We start from the raw sequence: 21,408 nt of genomic DNA on the forward strand, positions 1-21,408 counted from the left end.
CGCTAGACCCGGTCGAGCATCTGCAGCAGCCTGCCCTCGCGCAGCGCCCAGGGGCTCACGTCGAGCTGCTTCACGCCGAACGCGCGCATGGTCTCCGACAGCACGATGCCGCCTGCCACGATCTGGAAGGTGCGATCCGGCGTGATGCCCGGCAGCGCGGCACGCGAGGCGGCGTCCATCTTCGCGAGCCTCGGCACCCAGTCGTCGAGCTGCTTGCGCGTGAGCACGGCGCGATCGGCGTCGCCGACGCCCGGCATGAGGTTTCCGGCCAGTCGGGCAAGGGAGCGGATGGTCTTCGACGAGCCGATCACGTGGTCGGCGTGCCCGAAGGGCTTCACCTGCGCGACCGCGTCATCGAGCACGCCCTTGGCGTAGAGCCGCAGTGCGCGCTGATCCTGCGGCGTCGGGGGATCGGCGTGGAAGAAGCCCACGGTCGAGCGGCCGGCGCCCAGCGGCACCGAGAGCGCGACGTCGGGCTCCTCGTCCTGTCCGATCGCGATCTCGAGCGAGCCACCGCCGATGTCGAGCAGCAGGATCCGCCCTGCAGACCAGCCGAACCAGCGGCGCACGGCCAGGAAGGTCAGCCTCGCCTCGTCGGGCCCGGAGAGGATGTCGAGCGACACCTTCGCCTCGCGCTCGATGCGCGCGATCACCTGCTCGCCGTTGCTCGCCTCGCGCAGCGCGCTCGTCGCCATGACGACGAAGTCGTCGAGGTGCTCGCCGCGCGCGATCTCCGCGCACTCGCTGATCGCCGAGAGCAGCGCCGCGACGCCCTCGTCATCGATCGCGCCGTCCTCGCCGAGGTAGCGCATCAGCCGGAGCGTCAGCTTGTGCGACCGCTGCGGCACGGGACGACCGCCGAGCCGCACGTCGACGATGAGCAGGTGCACGGTGTTCGAGCCGATGTCGAGCACGCCGAGTCGGGTCCCGTGCTGGACGGCGCCCAGCGCGCCGTCCTCCGGCCGGGCGGTGCTCGGTGCACCCGTCTCGGGTGCAGCGGTGCCGTCGTGCTGCGGTCGGGCGATGGAGCTCGTCATGCGCCCGATCCTGCCATCAGGCCTCGGCGTGCGCCTCCGAGACCTGCCGTGCACCGCCTGCGCGGCCGACCCCATCCGTCGTCTGCGCATCCCTCGACCCGACCGCCGCGGGCCGCAGCGACAGCACCACGGCGGCCCCGATCGCGGTCGTCACGACCGAGATCACCATGTGGATGCCGACCAGCAGGATGGGCAGGCCGGTGTTCGACTGGATGATGCCGACCAGGATCTGCACCAGGATCACGCCGAGCAGCGCGAGCGTCCACCGCAGGTGCGCGCTCGGACCGCGCTTCGCCGCGAGCGCGACGACGGCGAGCACGAGCGCGAGCAGCGCGTAGCCCGGCCACGCGTGCACGTGCTGCATGATCGCCGGGTCGAGGCCGTTGCGGGCCGCGCCACCATCGCCCGCGTGCGGGCCCGATCCGGTCGTGAGCACGCCGACGGCGATCACGATGGCGAGCACGAGCGTCATGGCGTGCACGACCAGCGACTGCGACCTGGGCGCAGTGCGGGGTCCTGCCGGACCGACGACGACCTTCCAGGTGAGCACCGCAGAGATCGCCACCAGGATCACCGAGAGGAAGAAATGGATGCCGACGGTGTCGGGCCGCAGATGCATCCAGACCACGACGGCACCGATGAGCGCCTGCGCGATCGTGAGCCCCACCACCAGCGAGGCGAGCAGCACGATGGTCCTGCCGGCGCGCTTGCGCAGCGCCATGACGAGCAGGACGACGGCGAGCAAAACCACGATGCCGCCCCACACGCGGTTGGAGAACTCGATGATGCCGTGGATGCCCTGCTCTGGCACGGGCGTGAACGACTCGGGTGTGCAGTTGGGCCATTCCGAGCAGCCGAGCCCGGATCCCGTGAGTCGGACGGCGCCGCCGGTGCCGACGATGACGATCTGCGCCACCAGGGACGTCCAGGCCGCGACACCCAGGCTGCGTGAGCGCGTGAGCAAGATGCACCTCTCCTGCCGTTCGCGATAGGATCATGGGGAGCCCATCGGCTCCGAACCCCCGTGCCGCAAGAAGCGGCGAGGCATGTGCGAAGGCCCTTCATTATGGCCCGACCGCGGCGGTCCGGGAGCCGCGCGGAATGCCACGGAGCACCGCCGGGTTGTAGATGTGAAGCGTAAGAAGGGGGAGCGATGTCTGATGTCTTGATCGACCGGCCCGAGCTCGAGAGTCTGGGGCAGTACGAATTCGGCTGGCATGACTCCGACGAGGCCGGAGCAATCGCGAAGCGCGGCCTGAGCGAGCAGGTGGTGCGTGAGATCTCCGCACTGAAGTCCGAGAGCGACTGGATGCTCGAGCGCCGCCTCAAGGGGCTGCAGCTGTTCGAGCGCAAGCCGATGCCGACGTGGGGTGCCGACATCTCCGGCATCGACTTCGACAACATCAAGTACTTCGTGCGCTCCACCGAGCGCCAGGCGCAGACCTGGGAAGACCTGCCTGAGGACATCCGAAACACCTACGACCGCCTCGGCATCCCGGAGGCTGAGAAGAAGCGGCTCGTCTCCGGCGTCGCCGCGCAGTACGAGTCGGAGGTGGTGTTCCACTCGATCCAGAAGGATCTGGAGGAGCAGGGCGTCATCTTCATGGACACCGACACGGCGCTCAAGGAGCACCCGGAGTTCTTCGAGGAGTACTTCGGCACCATCATCCCGTCCGGCGACAACAAGTTCGCTGCGCTGAACACTGCCGTGTGGTCCGGTGGCTCCTTCGTGTACGTGCCCAAGGGCGTCCACGTGGAGATCCCGCTGCAGGCCTACTTCCGCATCAACACCGAGAACATGGGCCAGTTCGAGCGCACGCTCATCATCGCGGACGAGGGCTCGTACGTGCACTACATCGAGGGCTGCACCGCCCCGATCTACTCGTCTGACTCGCTGCACTCCGCGGTCGTCGAGATCGTCGTGAAGAAGAACGCCCGCGTGCGCTACACGACCATCCAGAACTGGTCGAACAACGTCTACAACCTCGTCACCAAGCGCGCCATCGCAGAAGAGGGCGCGACGATGGAGTGGATCGACGGCAACATCGGCTCCAAGGTCACCATGAAGTACCCGTCGATCTACCTGGTCGGCGAGCGCGCGAAGGGCGAGACGCTCTCGGTGGCCTTCGCCGGCCCCGGTCAGCACCAGGACGCCGGCGCGAAGATGATCCACATGGCGCCGTACACGACGTCGTCGATCGTCTCGAAGTCGATCGCCCGAGGTGGTGGCCGCGCCGGCTACCGCGGCGAGGTGCGGGTGGATGCGAACGCGCACCACTCGGCCAACAGCGTCGTCTGCGACGCGCTGCTGGTCGACACGCAGTCGCGATCCGACACCTACCCCTCCATCGACATCCGTGTCGATGACGTGGTGCTCGGTCACGAGGCGACGGTGTCGAAGGTCAGCGCGGAGCAGCTGTTCTACCTGATGTCGCGCGGTCTCGAGGAGACCGAGGCCATGGCCATGATCGTGCGCGGGTTCATCGAGCCGATCGCCCGCGAGCTGCCGATGGAGTACGCGCTCGAGCTCAACAAGCTCATCGAGATGAGCATGGAAGGATCCGTCGGCTGATATGACTGCGACTGACACGCCCACCGCCCCCCACCTGGCGACGGCAGAGCGCTTCGTGCCCATCCAGACCCGCTCCGAGCGACCGACGTCGTTCGACCCGACCGACTTCGGCACCCCCACCGGCCGCGAGGTCAACTGGAAGCTGTCGGACAGGAAGCGCCTCGCGCCGCTGTTCGTCGACGAGGAGACCGAGACCGGATCGTCGCTCGGCATCGACTACGGCGTGGACGAGCTCGTCGAGCGCGGACTGCTGGTCGAGTCGACCGGGGTCGACACAGCGCCGCGCGGAGAGATCTTCCGGCCGGAGGATGTCGTGAGCGCGATCGCCTGGAAGCGGAGCCCGAATGCTCTGCACATCCGCCTGCCGGAGGGCGCGGTGCAGGACGCGCCGGTCATCGCGCGGCTCGTCGGTCAGGGTGCCGATCGTCACGCGAACGGCCACATCGTGATCGAGGCGATGCCGGGCTCGGTGGGCACCATCGTGCTGCACCACTCCGGCTCGGCGCAGTACGCGCAGAACCTCGAGATCATCGTCCGCGACGGTGCGCGTCTCACGCTCGTCTCGGTGCAGGACTGGGATGACGACACCGTGCACGCCTCCGCGCACCAGGCGGTCGTCGGCGAGGGCGCCTACCTCAAGCACATGGTGGTCTCGTTCGGAGGCGGCGTCGTGCGTGTCAACCCCTCGGTGCGCCTCGCCGGCCACCGCGCGGAGGGCGAGCTCTTCGGGCTCTCCTTCGCAGACGCCGGCCAGCACATCGAGAGCCAGGTCTTCCTCTTCCACGAGGGAGTCGAGACTCGCGGCGACGTGCTCTACAAGGGCGCCCTGCAGGGCACCGGCGCACGATCCGTCTGGATCGGCGACGTCCTGATCGGCGCCGACGCGACCGGCACCGACAGCTACGAGAAGAACCAGAACCTGGTGCTCACGGACGGCGCCCGTGCCGACAGCATCCCGAACCTCGAGATCAAGACCGGCGACATCGCCGGCGCAGGTCACGCATCCGCCACCGGACGCTTCGACGACGAGCAGCTCTTCTACCTCGAGTCGCGAGGCATCGAGGAGGAGGAGGCCCGTCGTCTCGTGGTGATCGGCTTCCTGATGGAGATCGTGCAGAAGATCGGCGTCGCCGAGATCGAGGCGCGGCTCGAAGAGGCGATCGACGAGGAGCTGCGCCGCGGCGCAGGCATGGCACCGGCCACGAAGGCGGGGGCATGACCGCACAGCGTGCCTGCGGTGTGGACGACGTCGCTGTCAGCGCTGCCGTGAAGGTGGAGCTCGACGGGATCGCCGTCGCGATCGTGAAGGACTCCGCCGGCGACATCCACGCCATCGGCGACACCTGCACCCACGGCGAGATCTCCCTCGCGGAGGGCTTCGTCGAGGGTGATGCGATCGAGTGCTGGGCGCACGGCTCGCAGTTCTCACTCACGACCGGCACGCCGTTGAACCTGCCGGCCTACGAGCCGGTGCCCGTGTTCCCCGTGACCATCGACGGCGACGACGTGCTCGTCGACGTGCAGAACCCACTGACCTAGAGCGACAAGACGACCCAGAGCGAGCTGGCTCTGTGACGCGGCCGAGGCCGCGAAGGAAGGAAGCGCGATGAGCGTCCTGGAAATCAAGGACCTGCAGGTCTCGATCGAGACCGAGCAGGGCAAGAAGGACATCCTCAAGGGTGTCGACCTGACCATCAACTCCGACGAGATCCACGCCGTCATGGGCCCGAACGGCTCCGGCAAGTCGACCCTCGCGTACACGATCGCCGGGCACCCCCGCTACATCGTCGACGGCGGCTCGATCACGCTCGACGGCGAGGACGTGCTGGCGATGAGCGTCGACCAGCGCGCCCGTGCTGGCCTGTTCCTCGCGATGCAGTACCCGGTGGAGATCCCCGGCGTGACCGTGTCGAACTTCCTCCGCACCGCCAAGACTGCGATCTCGGGCGAGGCCCCGCGCGTGCGCCAGTGGATCGGCGACGTGCGGGGTGCCATGGAGAAGCTGCGCATGGACTCCTCGTTCGGCGAGCGCAACGTCAACGAGGGCTTCTCCGGTGGCGAGAAGAAGCGCCACGAGATCCTCCAGCTCGAGCTGCTGCGCCCGCGCTTCGCCGTGCTCGACGAGACCGACTCCGGCCTCGACGTCGACGCGCTGCGCATCGTCTCCGAGGGCGTGAACCGCGTCAAGGCCGAGACCGGCCTCGGCGTGCTGCTCATCACGCACTACACGCGCATCCTGCGCTACATCCAGCCCGACCACGTGCACGTGTTCGTCAACGGCCGCGTCGCAGAGCAGGGCGGCCGCGAGCTCGCCGACCGGCTCGAGGAGGAGGGCTACGATCGCTACCTGAAGGCAGGTGTCTGATGGCTCTGATCGAAGTCGAAGCAGCGAAGTTCGACCAAGTCACCGAAGCGCTCAAGGACGTCGTCGACCCTGAGCTCGATGTCAACATCGTCGACCTCGGGCTCGTCTACGACCTGGCGTGGGATGACGATCAGGACGCGCTCGTGATCTCCATGACGCTCACCTCCGCTGGCTGCCCGCTGACGGATGTGATCGAGACCGAGATCGCAGAGAACCTCGACGGCGTCGTGGAGCAGTTCCGCATCAACTGGGTGTGGATGCCGCCGTGGGGCCCGGACCGCATCACCGAGGACGGCCGCGACATGATGAGGGCGTTGGGCTTCACCATCTAGCTGATGGATCCCCTCGACTGGCTCCACACCCTCTACACCGCGACGATCCCGGTCGGCGAGGGCCAGCAGCTGCTGGTCCGCGAGGTGGTCGGCAACCTGTTCGGCCTCGCCAGCGCGCTCGGAGGCATGCTGCGGCGCATCTGGGCGTGGCCCGTCGGCATCGTCGGCAATCTGCTGCTGCTCACCGTCTTCCTCGGTGCGCTCTTCGATCCCTCGCACGAGCTGCCTGCGCTGCTGGGCCAAGCCGGGCGCCAGGTGATGTTCATCGCGGTCGCCGTCTTCGGCTGGGTGCGCTGGCGGCAGGCACGCGGTGCCGAGGGCAGGATCGTGCCGCGCTGGGCGAGCTGGCGGCAGCGCACCGGGCTGGTGGTCGTGCTGCTGGTCGGCACGGTCGCGCTCACGCCGCTGTTCGCCGCGCTCGGCTCGTACGAGCCGGTCTGGGCGGATGCGTGGACGTTCGTGGGGTCGCTGCTGGCGACCTACGGGATGGCGAAGGGCTGGACGGAGTTCTGGCTCGTCTGGATCGTCGTCGATCTCGTGGGCGTGCCGCTGCTGCTGAGCGCCGGCTACTGGGCGACGGCGATCATGTACGCCTTCTACGGCGTCTTCACGCTCATCGGCTTCATCGTCTGGGCGCGCGCCCGCAAGAAGCCCGCGATCGAGACGCTGCTGCCCGACCCGCGGATCGGGCCCGCGGAGCGCTGAGCCGCGCTCAGCGCTCCGAGTCGCGGCGCGGCTTGCGTGCCGGCCGATCGTCCTGCTCGCGCCGGTCGCTGCGCCCGCTGCGCTCGCTCCTGGAGCGCTCCGCACGGCCCGTGTCGGCGCGGATGTCGATCGGCACGCCCATGATCCGGGTCCTCGAGAGCTTCTCCAGCTGCGATCGATCGAGCTGGGGGAGCTCGACCAGCGTGAAGTCGAAGTTGATCTGGATCCTGCCGAAGTCGTCGCGGCCGAGGCCACCCTCGTTCGCGAGCGCACCGACGATCTGCCGGGGCTCGACGCCGCGGCGGCTGCCGACGTTGAGTCGGTAGGTCGTCGCGTCGGAGGGGCCACGTCGGGAGCGGCGATCACCGGACTCGCTGCCGCCGGCCCGCGTCGGGCGCTCCGCGCGGTCGCCACGGTCCGCACGCGACGTCTGCAGCGCACGATCGGCCTTCTCATCCAGCAGCAGGGGAGTCTCGCCCTGCGCGACGACCGCGAGCGCTGCCGCGACGTCGTCCTGCGGCACGTCGTGGTGCGCGACGTAGTGCGCGACGATCTCGCGGAAGCGCTCGATGCGCTCGGTCTGGGTGAGCGCGGCGGTGATCGCGTCGTCGAACCGCGTCAGCCGCGTGGAGTTCACCTGATCGGCGCTCGGCATCGGCATGACGGCGACGGTGCCGCGCGTCGCCTTCTCGATCGAGGTGAGCATCCGGCGCTCCCGCGCCGTCACGAAGCTGATCGCGTCGCCCGTGCGGCCCGCTCGACCGGTGCGGCCGATGCGGTGCGTGTACGACTCCGTGTCGATCGGCAGGTCGTAGTTGATGACGTGGCTGATGCGCTCGACGTCGAGCCCGCGCGCCGCGACATCGGTCGCCACGAGCACGTCGAGCTCCCCGTTGCGCAGCTGCTCGATCGTCTTCTCGCGCTGCGGCTGTGCCACGTCGCCCGAGATCGCGGCGGCGGCATAGCCGCGAGCCCGCAGGCGTTCGGCGACCGTCTCGGTCTCGTTGCGGGTGCGCGTGAACACGATCGCGGCCTCGAACGGCTCGACCTCGAGCACTCGTGTGAGCGCCTCGAGCTTCTGCGGGTACGAGACCATCAGCGCGCGCTGAGTGATGCTCGGCGAGCTCGACCCGCCCGTGCGCACCGTGATCTCTGCGGGCTCGCGGAGATGCTTCTGCGAGATCGCGCGGATCTGCCGCGGCATCGTCGCGGAGAAGAGCGCCACCTGCTTCTCGGCGGGCGTCGACTCCAGGATCTGGTCGACGTCCTCGGCGAAGCCCATGCGCAGCATCTCGTCGGCCTCGTCGAGCACGACGTGCGTGAGGCCGGAGAGGTCGAGCGTGCCCTTGGCGAGGTGATCCATGATGCGGCCCGGCGTGCCGACGACGACGTGGACGCCGCGGCGGAGCGCCGACAGCTGCACGCCATAGGCCTGGCCGCCGTAGATCGGCAGCACGCTCACGCCGCCGAGGTGCGCGGCATAGCGCTCGAAGGCCTCGCACACCTGCACGGCCAGCTCGCGCGTCGGGGTCAGGACCAGAGCCTGCGGGGAGCGTCGCGATACGTCGACGGCTGCGAGCACCGGGAGCGCGAACGCTGCGGTCTTGCCCGTGCCGGTCTGCGCGAGGCCGATGAGGTCACGCCCGGCCAGCAGCAGCGGGATGGTCTCGGCCTGGATCGCAGAGGGCGTCTCGTAGCCGACGTCGTCGAGCGCGCGCATGATGCCCGGCGGTAGGCCGAGGCTCGCGAAGGTCGTCCGCTCGGGATCAGAGTCGGAGCCATGGGTTTGCTGCGCGTCGGTCATGACTGCAACGGTACGCGCTGTGACACCCGGCGTGGTGCGGCGGGCCGGGCGGAGCCGGAACCGCAGCCGGCGCCGCCGTCAGTCGGCGCTGCGGTCGAGCGCGCGCACGCCCTTCCAGGCGAGCGGCAGCGCGGCTGCGGCGATGGCCCACTTCACGATGCCGCCGACGATGAACGGCAGGAAGCCGGCAGCCACGGCACCGGCGAGGTCGACCGGCGTGCCGAGCGCGGCGAGCACCACCGCCATGTAGGGGATGCCGAAGGCGAAGGGGATGAGGCTGGCGAGGCCGAAGAGCGCGATCGCGAGCACGGGGCGACGGTCCCAGCGGCGCTCGGCGAGCCAGCCGACCACGGCGGCGGTCGCGATGAAGCCGATGATGAAGCCGAAGCTGGGCTTGCCGATGGCGGCGATGCTGCCGGTGAAGCCCGCGAAGATGGGCACGCCGGCCAGCCCCAGCGCCATGTAGCTGGTGAGTGCCGCAACGCCGCGGCGGAAGCCGAGGGTCGCGCCCACGAGCATGACGCCGAGCGTCTGGCCCGTGATGGGCACGGGCCACATCGGGATCTCGACCTGGGCGAGCGCCGCGACGACCGTGATGCCGGCGACGACGAGGAGCAGATCCTTCACCAGAGTCCGCTGGCCGACGAGCACGTCGGCGAGCACAGTGCGGCGAGTGAGGGGCACAGCGGCAGCAGTCATGCCGACAGCCTATGACCGCGCGATGCATGAGCGGAGCATCTAGCCGTCGACCTGCCCGCCACCTAGCCTGAGAGCATGAGCGATCTCTCCACCAAGGCCACCGCACTCCTCCGCATGCACGACGACTTCGTCGTGCTCCCGACCGTCTGGGACGCGTGGTCGGCGCACGCCGTCGTCGAGGCCGGCTTCGGCGCGATCTCGATCGGCAGCCACCCGCTCGCCGACTCCCGCGGTCAGCAGGACGGCGAGGGCATGACGCTCGACGACGCGCTCGATGGCGTCGCGCGCATCACGGCCGCCGTCGAGGTGCCGGTGAGCGCCGACCTCGAGTCGGGCTACGACACGCCGCCCGCCGAGCTCATCGAGCGGCTGCTCGCGGCCGGTGCCGTCGGTCTCAACATCGAGGACACCGTGCACAGCGAGGGCCGCATCCGCGAGCCGCAGGAGCACGCCGACTACATCGCCGGCATGCGCGCCGCAGCCGATGCCGCGGGCGTCGACGTCGTCATCAATGCCCGCACGGACGCCTTCGCGCGCCCCGAGCTGCACGGTGCCGACCCGCTCGAGCAGGCGATCCTGCGGATGGAGCTCGCCGAGCAGGCGGGCGCGCGCTCGCTCTACCCCGTGAAGCCGTCTGGCCCGGAGGCGCTCGCCGCGATCCTCGAGCGCGTGACGCTGCCCGTGAACGTCACCGCCCACCCGATCAAGGGCTCCGTGGTCGGCGATCTCGCCGCCACCAAGGCCAGCGGTGCGCGCCGCGTCACCTATGGCCCGCTGCTGCAGAAGGCGCTCACCGAGACGATCGGTGAGCTGGTGCGGCCGTGGCGGTGACCCCCGCCGCAGCGCGCTGGTAGGCTGGACGGCTGGCTCGCACAACGCGGGCCGAACCCCCCACCACCTGTGTCGAGAGAGGCTCCCGCGCGCATGATCGCAGTGTCCGGCTTCGACCTCTCCATCGGTCCTCGCACCCTGATGAGCGATGTGTCGTTCCGCATCTCGGCGGGCGACAAGATCGGCCTCGTCGGTCGCAACGGTGCGGGCAAGACCACCATGACCAAGGTGCTCGCGGGCATCAGCGACGACCGCGACGGCCACACCTTCGCCGGCTCGATCGACCGCAGCGGCGAGATCGGCTACCTGCCGCAGGACCCGCGCTCCGGCGACCCGCAGCAGACGGCCCGCCGCCGCATCCTCGATGCGCGCGGCATCGGCGAGCTCGTCGAGGGCATGCGCGTCGCGACCGAGCAGATGGGCGAGGCCGGCGCGGTCGCCGACGCGGCCATGCGTCGCTACGGCAATCTCGAGGATCGCTTCCTGGCGCTCGGCGGCTACGCGGCAGAGGCTGAGGCCGCGGCCATCGCGTCCAACCTGCAGCTGCCCGACCGCATCCTCGACCAGCCGCTCGAGACGCTCTCGGGTGGCCAGCGCCGCCGCATCGAGCTCGCTCGCATCCTCTTCTCCGGTGCGGACACCATGCTGCTCGACGAGCCCACGAACCACCTCGACGCCGACTCGGTCGTGTGGCTGCGCGAGTTCCTCAAGGGCTATCAGGGCGGCCTGCTCGTCATCAGCCACGACGTCCAGCTCGTCGAAGAGACGGTGAACCGGGTCTTCTACCTCGACGCCAACCGCCAGGTCATCGACATCTACAACATGTCGTGGAAGCTCTACCTGCGCCAGCGCGAGGCCGACGCAGAGCGCCGCAAGCGCGAGCGCGCGAACGTCGAGAAGCAGGCGAGCCAGCTCGAGCTGCAGGCGGCGAAGATGGGCGCGAAGGCCACGAAGGCCGTCGCCTCGAAGCAGATGGCGAAGCGCGCAGAGCGGATGCGGTCGGGGCTCGAGGACGAGCGCGCGGTCGACCGGGTGGCCAAGCTGCGCTTTCCGAAGCCCGCGCCGGTCGGAAAGACGCCGATCATGGCCCGCGACCTCTCGAAGTCCTACGGCTCGCTCGAGATCTTCACGGCCGTCGACCTGGCCGTCGACCGCGGCTCGCGCGTCGTCATCCTCGGTCTCAACGGCGCGGGCAAGACGACGCTGCTGCGCATCCTCGCCGGCGTCTCCGAGAGCGACACGGGCGAGATCGATCGCGGCCACGGGCTGCGGGTCGGCTACTACGCGCAGGAGCACGAGACGCTCGACATCGAGCGCTCGGTGCTGCAGAACATGGTCACGGCCTCACCCGACATCACCTCGACAGAGGCCCGCCGAGTGCTGGGCTCGTTCCTGTTCACGGGCGACGACGCCGACAAGCCCGCGCGCGTGCTCTCCGGCGGGGAGAAGACCAGGCTCTCGCTCGCGATGCTCGTGGTCTCGAGCGCCAACCTGCTGCTGCTCGACGAGCCGACGAACAACCTCGACCCGGCCAGCCGCGAGGAGATCCTCGGGGCGCTGGGCGCCTACGAGGGCGCGGTCATCCTCGTCAGCCACGATGAGGGCGCCGTCGAGGCGCTCGACCCCGAGCGCGTGCTGATCATGCCGGATGGCACCGAGGATCTCTGGAACCCCGACTACCTCGACCTGATCGGCCTGGCCTAGCCTCAGAACCGCGTGCGCACCGAGCCGTGCGCCCGGCAGCGGCCAGCAGGGGAGGGAGGCCCACCATGGATGAGCCCACCGGCTGGTTGGCGATCGTGCGCGACGGCTTCACCGGCATCGGCATCCTCGCCTTCGCGATCTCCGGCGCGCTGCTCGCCGTGCAGAAGCGCATGGACTTCGTCGGCATGGCCGGCCTCGCCGTCGTGACGGCGACCGGCGGCGGCATGCTGCGGGACGTGCTCATCGGCGCCACCCCGGTCGCGGCGCTGGTGGACTGGTGGATGCTGCTGGTCGCGCTGACCGGTGCCCTGGTCGTCTGGGTGCTGCACCGTTGGATGGCGCGCCTCCACAAGCCCGTGCTGGTCTTCGACGCGATCGGTCTCGGCATCTTCGTCGTGGAGGGCGCCAGGAAGGCCGTGGAGCTCGGTGTCGGGCCGGTGGGCGCTGCACTGGTCGGCATGCTGACAGGCATCGGTGGCGGCATCCTGCGCGATGCGCTCGCCAACGACATCCCCGCGGTCTTCCGGCGCGACTCGCGCCTGTATCTGCTGCCGGCCCTGCTGGGCTCGAGCGCCGCGGCCGCCGTGGTCGAGCTCGGCTACGGCCACTGGGCCGTGCTCGCGGGCATCGCCGCCGCGGTGGTCGCGCTGCGCATCGCCAGCGAGCTGCTGCACTGGCACGTGCCCGCGCTGAAGACCGAGGCGATCGACCTCATCCGCGACTGACCACGGGGGCCAGCCCCCAGGGAGAACGTGGGCCTCCCGGTATTGACAGTGTCGCTATCGACAGTGATGCTATCGATATGAGGATCAGCGAGCTCAGCGAGCAGACCGGCGTCACCACGGCGTCGATCAAGTACTACGTGCGCGAGGGCCTGCTGCCGGCACCCGAGCGGGTCGGCTACAACCAGTCGGAGTACGGCACCGCCCACGTCGCGCGGCTGCGGCTCATCCGCAGCCTGCTCGACGTCGGGGGGCTCAGCGTCAGCGCCACCCGAGAGGTGCTGGCAGCAGTCGACGACGAGGCACTGCCGATCGCACGCCTGATGGGCACGGCGCAGCGCTCGATCCCGGTGCCCGAGGGCACCCCGTCGCGGACCGCCGTCGACGCGATCGGCCGGGTCGGCGACAGTCTCGGTTGGCACGTGCACCCAAGCAATCCGGGCATCCTCATCGCGGCCCGCGTGCTCGAGCACTACGAGGCGCTCGACCTGCACGAGCTCAGCGCATTGCTCGAGCCCTTCGCTGCCGCCGCCGATGCCGTGGCCCGCGCCGAGGTCGCGATCGCGGTCGCGGTCGCGGCAGGCGATCGCGACCGCATGGCCGCCATCGTCGCCGTCGGCACCGTGCTCGGCGATTCTTTGCTCGCCGGACTGCGCCGCATCGCGCAGGAGTCCGCTGCCCGCGAGGCCCGTCCCGACAGCACAGCCTGAACCCTCAGTCAGCATCCACGCACCAGGAGCCACCATGCCCAGTCAGCTGCAGGCGATCGACCTGCACCCCGCACGCCTGCACCGTCCGCTGCTCGCGCTCACCGCGCTCATGAGCATCTCCGCCGTCGCCTGCGTCGTGCTGGCCATCATCGCGCCCGTCGAGATCCTGGGCACCAACGGTTGGCTCAAGCCACTCAAGTTCTCGATCTCGATCGCGATCTTCGCGGCCACGATCGCCCTCATCCTCGACACCATCTCGCAGGGCTCGCGCACCCCATCCCGCCGTCTCTGGTGGATGGGCACGGTGATCGCGGTGGCGCTGCTGATCGAGCAGGTCGTCATCGTCGCCGCCGTCCTGCGCGGCACCACGAGCCATTTCAACGTCGCTGACCCGTTCGTCGGAACGCTCTGGACGATCATGGGCGTCTCGATCGCGGCGGTCTGGGTGCTCACGCTGGTGCTCGGCATCGTCGTCTGGGCTCGGCGCGGGGGAGACCCTGCCAGGCGCGCGGCGCTCCGGATCGGCATCGTGGTCGGGCTCGCTGGCATGGCGGTCGCGTTCTTCATGACCTCCCCGAGCTCGGAGCAGCTGCGCGACTTCCAGGGCATCGCAGGCGCCCACGCGGTGGGGATCGCCGATGGCGGCCCCGGGATCCCGCTGCTCGGCTGGTCGACCGTCGGCGGCGATCTGCGGGCGCCGCACTTCATCGGCATGCACGCGCTGCAAGGCATGCCGCTGCTGGTCTGGGGCATGGAACGGCTCGCCGCCCGCGTGCCTGCGCTGCGCCGCAGCTCGGTGCGCACCGGCTTCGCCTGGATCGCCGGCGCGCTCTGGGCCGGTGTCACGGCCATCACGACCTGGCAGGCGCTGCTGGGGGAGTCGGTCCTCGATCCCAGCCTGCCGATCGTGCTCGCGACCAGCGCGCTCTTCGCGGCGGGATGCATCGCGGTGACCGCCGTGCTGCGCGGGACGGGGCGCGAGACGGCAGCGGCCGTCGGACTCGGCGACGGCAACCGAGGTCGCTGAGCCCGCGTCGCGGGCGAAGCGGCCTCAGTCCCGCTGCTCGATCAGGGTGAGCTGCGTGCCGTCGGGGTCGATCAGGAACCCCGCGCGCAGCCCCCACTCCTGCATCCGAACAGGATGCAGCCGGGGCATGCCGACCGTCGCCTCCTGCACACCTGCGCGACGCGCCGCGCCATAGAGCTCGTCGACGTCCTGGACCCGAAGGCAGCACATGAAGCTGCTCGAGGGCGGATCGAGCTGCGGGAACGAGAAGAACTCGAGCTGCAGGTCTCCGCGCGTGAGGATCATCCAACCCTGATCGCGGAACTCGCGCACGAATCCGAACGCTCCGTAGAACGCCTCGGTCGCGTCGAGGTCGCGCGACGGAAGGTTTGGTACGGCACGGTCACGGGAGATGTGCATTCATCGATTGTGCCGCCTGGCAGATCATCGATGCTCGATCACGAGCGGTCGAGGATGTCGTCCTCGACATCGGCATCGGTGCGGCGCCCTCGCTTCGGCCGCTCCACCGGCGATTCGCTGCGCAGCTCGTCGCGCATGCCCCACGCCACGGCGGCGAAGCCACCCAGCGCGAACACGAACCACTGCAGCGTGTAGGACAGGTGCGGCCCCTCGTCGAGCACCGGGCGGGTCGCCACCGAGACATCGGCCGGCACTCCGCCCGCCTCGCTGACGAGCAGCCCGTACGCGCCGGTGTAGCTCGGCAGCCCGAGCTGCTCGGAGAGCGAGGGCAGGTCGACCGAGGCGATCTGCCCCTCCGGTGCACCGCGCCCGGCGATCGAGCCCTCGTTCGGCCGGAGCCGCGCGACCACGGTCGTCGGGCCTGCGGGCGTCGCCGGGTCGCTCACTGGCTGCTCGGCGCCCGAGGCCTGGTCGATCCAGCCGCGATCGACGATCATCACCGTGCCGTCGGTGGTGCGGAAGGGCGCGATCACGTCGAAGCCGACCTGCCCGCCCTGCCAGCGGCCGCGCAGCAGCAGCTGCTGGTCGAGCAGGTACTCGCCCTCGAGCAGCACGGGCGTCCACTGCTGGTCAGGATCGAAGGTGTCGAGCTCCGGCAGCACCTCGGCGACCGCGGCGGGCTCCCGGTCGTAGTTCGACTCCAGCCGGTCGATCGCGGTGAGCGCCTCTTCGCGCCGGTTCCACTGCCACGAGCCGAGCAGGCAGCAGACGACGGCGAAGACGACCGCAAGGCCGATGTAGCCGAGCCAGCGTGGCTCGCGAAGCAGGCGCAGCATCAGGCGACGCGCTCGACGGTCTCGCCGAAGGGGGTCACGACGACCGGGAAGCCGCGCGAGCGCAGCCACTCCGCGAGCGGATCGCGGTGCTCGCTGCAGGCAGCCCAGGTCTTGACGCGGTCGGTCGAGTGGATGCGGGGGTTGCGCCAGTGGACGGCGTGCGCGGCCGCTGCGCTGCAGCCGGCGGACGAGCAGCGCGCCGCACCCTCATCGCCGTCGAGCATCGAGAGCAGGCTCACCGCTGCTCCTCCGGCTCTGGCGTCGCCGAAGCGCCCGGCGGCAGCGCGTTCGGCACCTCCATGGCCGCAGGCTCGTGGTGCTGCGAGACATTCGCGATCACGACCGCGAAGTAGGGGATGAAGACGGCGAAGAAGGCGGGGATGAGCTTCCACCAGTCCGGCACCACGAAGAAGATGAGCAGGCTCGCCACGCGCACGAGCATGAGATAGAAGTACATGCGGAAGCGTCGCTGGCGCTCTTCGTCCGGCGACATCGGGAGGTCGGTGATCGACCCAGAGGGCTCTCGCATGGCGCCCGCCAGTCTACGCCCGCGCGCAGTGCGCCGACGCGGTGACTCCTCGATCTTCGGGGCGACGTAGGCTTGCCGACATGACCTCTCGCACCGTGCTCGTCACCGGCGGCAACCGCGGCATCGGCCGCGCGATCGCCCAGTCCTTCCTCGACGCCGGGCACCGCGTCGCGATCACCTCGCGCGACGGCTCGGGGCCGGATGGCGCGCTCGCCGTCGCCGCCGACGTCACCGACAGCGCATCCATCGACGCCGCGTTCACGACCGTCGAGGCCGAGCTCGGCCCCGTCGAAGTGGTCGTCGCGAACGCAGGCATCACCCGCGACACGCTGCTGATGCGCATGAGCGAGCAGGACTTCTCCGACGTCATCGACACCAACCTCACCGGAGCCTTCCGCGTCGTGCAGCGCGCATCGAAGGGCATGCTGCGGGCGAAGTGGGGCCGCGTGGTGCTGATCTCGAGCGTCGTGGGCCTCTACGGCGGCCCCGGCCAGGTCAACTACTCGGCCTCGAAGGCCGGCCTCGTGGGCATCGCCCGCTCGATCACCCGCGAGCTCGGCGCCCGCGGCATCACGGCCAACGTCGTCGCACCGGGCTTCATCGAGACCGACATGACGGCAGAGCTCGACGACGCCAGGCAGGCCGAGTACAAGAAGGCCATCCCCGCAGGCCGCTACGCCACCCCTGAGGAGGTGGCGAACGTCGTGCGCTGGATCGCGAGCGACGAGGCCGCCTACATCTCCGGCGCCGTCATCCCCGTCGACGGCGGACTGGGGATGGGCCACTAGGCAGGCACGGAGGCCCTGGCATGGAGACGCGGCATCTCAGCACGGTCATCCGACGCGACTGGCGCGAGGTCGCCGCGTTCGCCGGGGATCCGCAGCACCTGCAGGAGTGGGCGGCGGGCCTCGCGAGCGGCGAGCTGCGCAGCGAGGGCGACGAGCTGGTGATGGATTCGCCCATGGGTGCGGTGCGCGTGCGGTTCGCACCGGCCAACGATCTCGGCGTGCTCGACCACGATGTGTCGCTGCCCGATGGCACGGTCGTGCACAACCCGCTGCGCGTGCTGGCCCATCCGCATGGCGCAGAGGTGGTCTTCACGCTGCGACGACGCGGGGGTGTCACGGCGGATGCGTTCGAGGCCGACGCGCAGGCGGTGGCCGCCGACCTCGAGCGGCTGCGGTCGCTGCTGGAGGCCTGAGCCTCAGACCCGACGCTGGTACACGCCGGTCTCGAGCTCGGTGACCCAGTGCTGCAGGAACGGGATGCGCAGCGCCCTCGCCACCTCGATCTCCGCCTCCACGTCGTAGTCGACCCGCAGCAGCTCGATGCGCGCGCCGGCGTCGGTGCCTTCGAGCCAGAGGTAGGCGGCCGATGGGTCGCCGGCGAGGTCGTTGCCCGCGCTGCCGGTGTTGGCGAGCCGCCTGCCCCGGCGCTCGTCGACGAACTGCTGGTGCAGGTCGGCGTAGATCACCAGCCCTGCCGCGCCGACGTCGCCCAGCGCATCCGTCGGCATGAACATCGCATCGAAGGCGGCGTCGTCCATCCCCGCCCGCACGCGATGATGCACCGAGTCGGCCGAGGCGTGGAACAGCCGAACGCGCTCGCCGCCGACGACCGAGTCGTGGTGGAAGGGCAGCGTGCCGAGCCAGGCGAGCGCGTCTGCGCCCAGCTCGTCGCGATACCACTCCGGCGCCGTCCACGATGCCGTGCCGGGGATCGCGACCACCTCATCCCAGTTGCCGCGCACCACCACGTCGCAGGCCTCGCGAGCGAGCTCGACGACGGCGCGACCACGCGGGCCCTTGCCCACCAGGTCGCCGCCGCACCAGATCTCGCTCGCGCCGCGGCGCCGGGCATCGGCGAGCACGGCTTCGAAGGCGGAGAGGTTGCCGTGCATGTCGGCGACGACGGCGATGCTGCTCACGACGCGAGCGCCTCCGGCAGCAGCGGGATGATGGCGCGGAAGTCGGGCTCATCGACGATGTCGGTCGCCTGCTCGCGCACCGCGGGCTTCGCGCAGAACGCGACCGAGACGCCGGCGGCAGCCATCATCAGCAGGTCGTTGGCACCGTCGCCGACGGCGACGATGCGCTCGCGCGGCACGCCGAGGTTCAGCCGCAGCGACTCGAGCGTGTCGCGCTTGGCCGCGCCGTCGACCACCGGACCGACCGAGCGCCCCGTGAGGCGCCCATCCGCGACCTCCAGCCGGTTGGCGCGGGCGTGGTCGATGCCCAACGAGGCCGCGAGCGGGTCGAGCACCTCGTGGAAGCCGCCGGAGACGGCAGCGATCACGCCGCCGCGCGCATGCACCTCGGCGATGAGCTCCTGCACCCCGTCGGTGACGGTGATCTGCGCGCGCGCCTCGTCGATGACCGAGACCGGCAGGCCCTCGAGGATCAGCAGGCGCTCGGCGAGCGATGCCGAGAAGTCGAGCTCGCCGCGCATGGCGCGCTCCGTGACGTCGGCGACGTGACGCTCGGCATCGGGCCCGACCGCGCGCGCGAGCAGCTCGATGACCTCGTCGCGGATGAGCGTCGAGTCGACGTCGGTGACGACCAGCAGCGCAGCGCCCGTCACTGCTGGATCTTCGTGCCCTTTGGCACGGTGACGATGCCGGATGCGGAGATCGCGAAGCCGCGCGAGCGGTCGAGGTCGTGGTCGACGCCCACCTGCACGCCTGCCCCGATCTCGACGTCCTTGTCGATGATCGCGCGGCGCACGACGGCGCCGGCGCCCACGTGCACGAAGTCGAACAGGATCGCGTCAGAGACGGTCGCCCCGGCATCGATGGTGCACCAGGGTGCCACGACGCTGCGCACGATAGAGGCCCCCTGCACCACCGAGCCCGCACCCACGATCGCCTCGTTGACGTCGGCAGCGCGACCCCAGGCATCCCGGGTGAACTTCGCGGGCGGCGCGTTCACGATCTGCGTGTAGATCGGCCACTCGCGGTTGTACAGGTTGAAGATCGGCAGCGCGGAGATGAGATCCATGTGGGCGTCGAAGAACGACTCGATCGTGCCGACGTCGCGCCAGTAGTACTTGTCGCGCTCGGTGGCTCCCGGCACGGTGTTGTGCTTGAGGTCGTACATGGCGGCCTCGCCGCGACCGACGAACCAGGGGATGATGTCGCCGCCCATGTCGTGGCCGGAGCCCTCGAGATCGGTGTCGGCCGTGACGGCCTCGACGAGCGCGTCGGCGTCGAAGACGTAGTTGCCCATCGAGGCGAGCACCTCGCCGGGGCCGACGACGAGGTCGGATGCGTCGGCGGGCTTCTCGTGGAAGGCGCGGATGAAGCCGGGCTTCTCGTCGTCCTCCTCGATGACGCCGAACTGGTTGGCGAGCTCGAGGGGCTGCCGGATGCCCGCGACCGTCGCGCGGGCACCGGAGTCGATGTGCGCCTGGATCATGTCGCGGAAGTCCATGCGATAGACGTGATCTGCGCCGACCACGACCACGATGTCGGGCTTCTCGTCGACGATCAGGTTGAGCGACTGGAAGATCGCGTCACCGGATCCTGCGAACCAGTGCTTGCCGGTGCGCTGCTGCGCGGGCACAGAGGTGACGTAGGAGTTCAGCATGTTCGACATGCGCCACACCTGTGAGATGTGCCGGTCGAGCGAGTGCGACTTGTACTGCGTCAGCACGACGAGCTGCCGCAGATCGGAGTTGATGAGGTTCGAGATCGCGAAGTCGATCAATCGATACGCGCCCCCGAAGGGCACTGCTGGCTTGGCTCGATCGGCGGTCAGCGGCATGAGCCGCTTGCCCTCGCCGCCGGCGAGCACGATGCCGAAGACCTTCTTGTCCATGGCCTCACCCTATGGGGGAGCGGCACGACCTGGCCAGGAGCGCGACACCGTTCTCGGCATCCCGCTGGCGTACTGTGAGGCCATGCGCGTCGACCTGCTCACGAAGGAGTACCCGCCCGCGGTCTACGGCGGTGCCGGCGTCCACGTCACCGAGCTCGTGCGGGCGCTGCGGCGCTCGATCGAAGTGCAGGTGCGCTGCTTCGGGCTGCCGCGCGACGAGGCCGACACGACCGCCTACGAGGTGCCGCCATCCCTCGCCCGTGCCAACGGGGCGCTGCAGACGCTCTCGGTCGACCTGCAGATCGCCGACGCGGTCGAGGGCGCCGACATCGTGCACTCCCACACCTGGTACGCCAACGAGGCCGGCAGGCTCACGCAGGAGCTGCACGGCGTGCCCCATGTCGTCACCGCGCACTCGCTCGAGCCGCTCCGGCCATGGAAGGCCGAGCAGCTCGGCGGCGGCTACCGCATCTCGAGCGACATCGAGCGCCGCGCCTACGAGGCCGCCGACCGCGTGATCGCGGTCTCTAACGGCATGCGCGCCGACATCCTGCGCTCCTACCCATCGCTCGACCCCGAGCGAGTCGTCACGATCTACAACGGCATCGACCTGGATTCCTGGTCGCCGAACCCCGACGCCGATCGGGCGCGTGCGCTCGGGCTGGACCCCACGCATCCGTCGGTCGTCTTCGTCGGTCGCATCACCCGCCAGAAAGGCCTGCCGCACCTGCTGCGCGCCGCGCGGGCGCTGCCGGAGGACGTGCAGCTGATCCTGTGCGCGGGTGCGCCGGACACGCCGGAGATCATGACGGAGGTCACGGCGCTCGTCGAGGAGCTGCAGCAGACCCGCGAGGGCGTCGTCTGGATCGACCGCGTGCTGCCGCGCGAGGATCTGCGTGCGCTGCTCACGCACGCCACCACCTTCGTCTGCCCCAGCGTCTACGAGCCGCTCGGCATCGTGAACCTCGAGGCCATGGCCTGCGGCGCGCCCGTCGTCGGCAGCGGCACCGGCGGCATCCCGGAGGTCATCGATGACGGCGTGACCGGATTCGTGGTGCCGATCGACCAGGTGCAGGACGGCACGGGGACGCCCACCGATCCCGAGCGCTACGAGGCCGACCTGGCCGATGCGCTGACACGCATGGTGGCCGATCCCGAGGCGGCGAAGCGGATGGGCGAGGCCGGCAGGGAGCGCGCCAGGGCTCGGTTCGACTGGGGGCAGATCGCTCAGCAGACGAGCGAGGTCTACGCGACCGTGATCGCTGAGCGGGCAGCTGCCGCGCAGTAGCCCTCGGCATCCGCGTGCCACGTCGGAGCAGCA

At 70.0% G+C, this 21,408-nt stretch carries 25 protein-coding genes; 14 read left to right on the forward strand and 11 right to left on the reverse strand.

The window, feature by feature from the left end:
- Positions 1-2 precede the first annotated feature (2 nt).
- Positions 3-1,037 (reverse strand): Ppx/GppA phosphatase family protein, encoded by a 1,035-nt coding sequence (locus MKD51_RS09405; RefSeq protein WP_240240045.1) that lies wholly within the window; start codon positions 1,035-1,037, stop codon positions 3-5.
- Positions 1,038-1,053: 16 nt separating this feature from the next.
- Positions 1,054-2,001 carry a COX15/CtaA family protein gene (locus MKD51_RS09410; RefSeq protein WP_240240046.1) on the reverse strand — a complete coding sequence of 316 codons (948 nt, stop codon included), beginning with the start codon at positions 1,999-2,001 and terminating at the stop codon, positions 1,054-1,056.
- 189 nt (positions 2,002-2,190) lie between these two features.
- On the opposite strand from MKD51_RS09410, the gene sufB reads away from it, so the two are divergent.
- The 6 genes from sufB (at position 2,191) to pnuC (ending at position 7,011) form a co-directional block, all read left to right on the forward strand.
- Positions 2,191-3,609, forward strand: a complete 1,419-nt coding sequence (gene sufB, locus MKD51_RS09415; protein WP_240240047.1) for a Fe-S cluster assembly protein SufB — start codon at positions 2,191-2,193, stop codon at positions 3,607-3,609.
- A 1-nt stretch (position 3,610) separates the two neighbouring features.
- Positions 3,611-4,828, forward strand: coding sequence for a Fe-S cluster assembly protein SufD (gene sufD / locus MKD51_RS09420; RefSeq protein ID WP_240240048.1), 1,218 nt, complete (start codon positions 3,611-3,613; stop codon positions 4,826-4,828).
- Complete coding sequence (locus MKD51_RS09425; RefSeq protein WP_240240049.1) at positions 4,825-5,148, forward strand: non-heme iron oxygenase ferredoxin subunit; 324 nt, start codon at positions 4,825-4,827, stop codon at positions 5,146-5,148. The genes sufD and MKD51_RS09425 overlap by 4 nt, the downstream gene beginning before the upstream one ends.
- A gap of 67 nt (positions 5,149-5,215) precedes the next feature.
- A complete protein-coding gene (sufC, locus tag MKD51_RS09430) occupies positions 5,216-5,974 on the forward strand; it encodes a Fe-S cluster assembly ATPase SufC (protein WP_240240050.1) in 759 nt (252 codons plus the stop codon).
- Positions 5,974-6,306 (forward strand): metal-sulfur cluster assembly factor, encoded by a 333-nt coding sequence (locus tag MKD51_RS09435; RefSeq protein ID WP_240240051.1) that lies wholly within the window; start codon positions 5,974-5,976, stop codon positions 6,304-6,306. Before sufC ends, MKD51_RS09435 begins: the two co-directional genes overlap by 1 nt.
- Positions 6,307-6,309: 3 nt before the next feature.
- Entirely contained in the window at positions 6,310-7,011 is a 702-nt protein-coding gene (gene pnuC / locus MKD51_RS09440) for a nicotinamide riboside transporter PnuC (RefSeq protein ID WP_240240052.1), read from the forward strand.
- Between the two features lie 7 nt (positions 7,012-7,018).
- Here the strand turns inward: pnuC and MKD51_RS09445 are convergent, their stop codons facing one another.
- Both MKD51_RS09445 and MKD51_RS09450 read right to left on the reverse strand, forming a co-directional pair.
- A complete protein-coding gene (locus MKD51_RS09445; RefSeq protein ID WP_240240053.1) occupies positions 7,019-8,815 on the reverse strand; it encodes a DEAD/DEAH box helicase in 1,797 nt (598 codons plus the stop codon).
- 78 nt (positions 8,816-8,893) lie between these two features.
- A complete protein-coding gene (locus tag MKD51_RS09450) occupies positions 8,894-9,514 on the reverse strand; it encodes a biotin transporter BioY (RefSeq protein WP_240240054.1) in 621 nt (206 codons plus the stop codon).
- Positions 9,515-9,589: 75 nt separating this feature from the next.
- Between MKD51_RS09450 and MKD51_RS09455 the strand changes: the two genes are divergently transcribed.
- The 5 genes from MKD51_RS09455 to MKD51_RS09475 all read left to right on the forward strand — a co-directional run bounded on the left by MKD51_RS09455 (position 9,590) and on the right by MKD51_RS09475 (position 14,508).
- The gene (locus tag MKD51_RS09455) at positions 9,590-10,345 is read left to right on the forward strand and encodes an isocitrate lyase/phosphoenolpyruvate mutase family protein (RefSeq protein WP_240240055.1); all 756 of its coding nucleotides are present in this window, start codon (positions 9,590-9,592) and stop codon (positions 10,343-10,345) included.
- Positions 10,346-10,438: 93 nt separating this feature from the next.
- Positions 10,439-12,049, forward strand: a complete 1,611-nt coding sequence (locus MKD51_RS09460; RefSeq protein ID WP_240240056.1) for an ABC-F family ATP-binding cassette domain-containing protein — start codon at positions 10,439-10,441, stop codon at positions 12,047-12,049.
- A 65-nt stretch (positions 12,050-12,114) separates the two neighbouring features.
- Positions 12,115-12,774, forward strand: a complete 660-nt coding sequence (locus MKD51_RS09465; RefSeq protein ID WP_240240057.1) for a trimeric intracellular cation channel family protein — start codon at positions 12,115-12,117, stop codon at positions 12,772-12,774.
- A gap of 77 nt (positions 12,775-12,851) precedes the next feature.
- Positions 12,852-13,481 (forward strand): MerR family transcriptional regulator, encoded by a 630-nt coding sequence (locus MKD51_RS09470; protein WP_240240058.1) that lies wholly within the window; start codon positions 12,852-12,854, stop codon positions 13,479-13,481.
- 34 nt (positions 13,482-13,515) lie between these two features.
- On the forward strand, positions 13,516-14,508 hold the full coding sequence (locus MKD51_RS09475) for a hypothetical protein (protein WP_240240059.1): 993 nt from the start codon (positions 13,516-13,518) through the stop codon (positions 14,506-14,508).
- A 24-nt stretch (positions 14,509-14,532) separates the two neighbouring features.
- Here the strand turns inward: MKD51_RS09475 and MKD51_RS09480 are convergent, their stop codons facing one another.
- The 4 genes from MKD51_RS09480 to MKD51_RS09495 are packed head-to-tail and all read right to left on the reverse strand — an operon-like array spanning position 14,533 to position 16,272.
- A complete protein-coding gene (locus MKD51_RS09480) occupies positions 14,533-14,907 on the reverse strand; it encodes a bleomycin resistance protein (RefSeq protein ID WP_240240060.1) in 375 nt (124 codons plus the stop codon).
- A gap of 38 nt (positions 14,908-14,945) precedes the next feature.
- Positions 14,946-15,743: an SURF1 family protein gene (locus tag MKD51_RS09485; protein WP_240240061.1), complete on the reverse strand. Its 798-nt coding sequence runs from the start codon at positions 15,741-15,743 to the stop codon at positions 14,946-14,948.
- Positions 15,743-15,982: a hypothetical protein gene (locus MKD51_RS09490; RefSeq protein WP_346986706.1), complete on the reverse strand. Its 240-nt coding sequence runs from the start codon at positions 15,980-15,982 to the stop codon at positions 15,743-15,745. The genes MKD51_RS09485 and MKD51_RS09490 overlap by 1 nt, the downstream gene beginning before the upstream one ends.
- Entirely contained in the window at positions 15,979-16,272 is a 294-nt protein-coding gene (locus tag MKD51_RS09495; RefSeq protein ID WP_240240062.1) for a DUF3099 domain-containing protein, read from the reverse strand. Before MKD51_RS09495 ends, MKD51_RS09490 begins: the two co-directional genes overlap by 4 nt.
- A gap of 80 nt (positions 16,273-16,352) precedes the next feature.
- On the opposite strand from MKD51_RS09495, the gene MKD51_RS09500 reads away from it, so the two are divergent.
- Both MKD51_RS09500 and MKD51_RS09505 read left to right on the forward strand, forming a co-directional pair.
- Complete coding sequence (locus MKD51_RS09500; RefSeq protein WP_240240063.1) at positions 16,353-17,060, forward strand: beta-ketoacyl-ACP reductase; 708 nt, start codon at positions 16,353-16,355, stop codon at positions 17,058-17,060.
- Positions 17,061-17,080: 20 nt separating this feature from the next.
- Positions 17,081-17,473 (forward strand): SRPBCC family protein, encoded by a 393-nt coding sequence (locus tag MKD51_RS09505; RefSeq protein WP_240240064.1) that lies wholly within the window; start codon positions 17,081-17,083, stop codon positions 17,471-17,473.
- Positions 17,474-17,476: 3 nt separating this feature from the next.
- Here the strand turns inward: MKD51_RS09505 and MKD51_RS09510 are convergent, their stop codons facing one another.
- The 3 genes from MKD51_RS09510 to MKD51_RS09520 are packed head-to-tail and all read right to left on the reverse strand — an operon-like array spanning position 17,477 to position 20,087.
- Entirely contained in the window at positions 17,477-18,199 is a 723-nt protein-coding gene (locus tag MKD51_RS09510; RefSeq protein ID WP_240240065.1) for a metallophosphoesterase family protein, read from the reverse strand.
- A complete protein-coding gene (gene serB, locus MKD51_RS09515) occupies positions 18,196-18,852 on the reverse strand; it encodes a phosphoserine phosphatase SerB (protein ID WP_240240066.1) in 657 nt (218 codons plus the stop codon). The genes MKD51_RS09510 and serB overlap by 4 nt, the downstream gene beginning before the upstream one ends.
- Entirely contained in the window at positions 18,849-20,087 is a 1,239-nt protein-coding gene (locus MKD51_RS09520; protein WP_240240067.1) for a glucose-1-phosphate adenylyltransferase, read from the reverse strand. The genes serB and MKD51_RS09520 overlap by 4 nt, the downstream gene beginning before the upstream one ends.
- An 82-nt stretch (positions 20,088-20,169) precedes the next feature.
- On the opposite strand from MKD51_RS09520, the gene glgA reads away from it, so the two are divergent.
- Complete coding sequence (gene glgA, locus MKD51_RS09525; RefSeq protein WP_240240068.1) at positions 20,170-21,375, forward strand: glycogen synthase; 1,206 nt, start codon at positions 20,170-20,172, stop codon at positions 21,373-21,375.
- Positions 21,376-21,408 lie beyond the last annotated feature (33 nt).

The organism is Agrococcus sp. ARC_14 (assembly GCF_022436485.1).
Classification (GTDB): domain Bacteria; phylum Actinomycetota; class Actinomycetes; order Actinomycetales; family Microbacteriaceae; genus Agrococcus.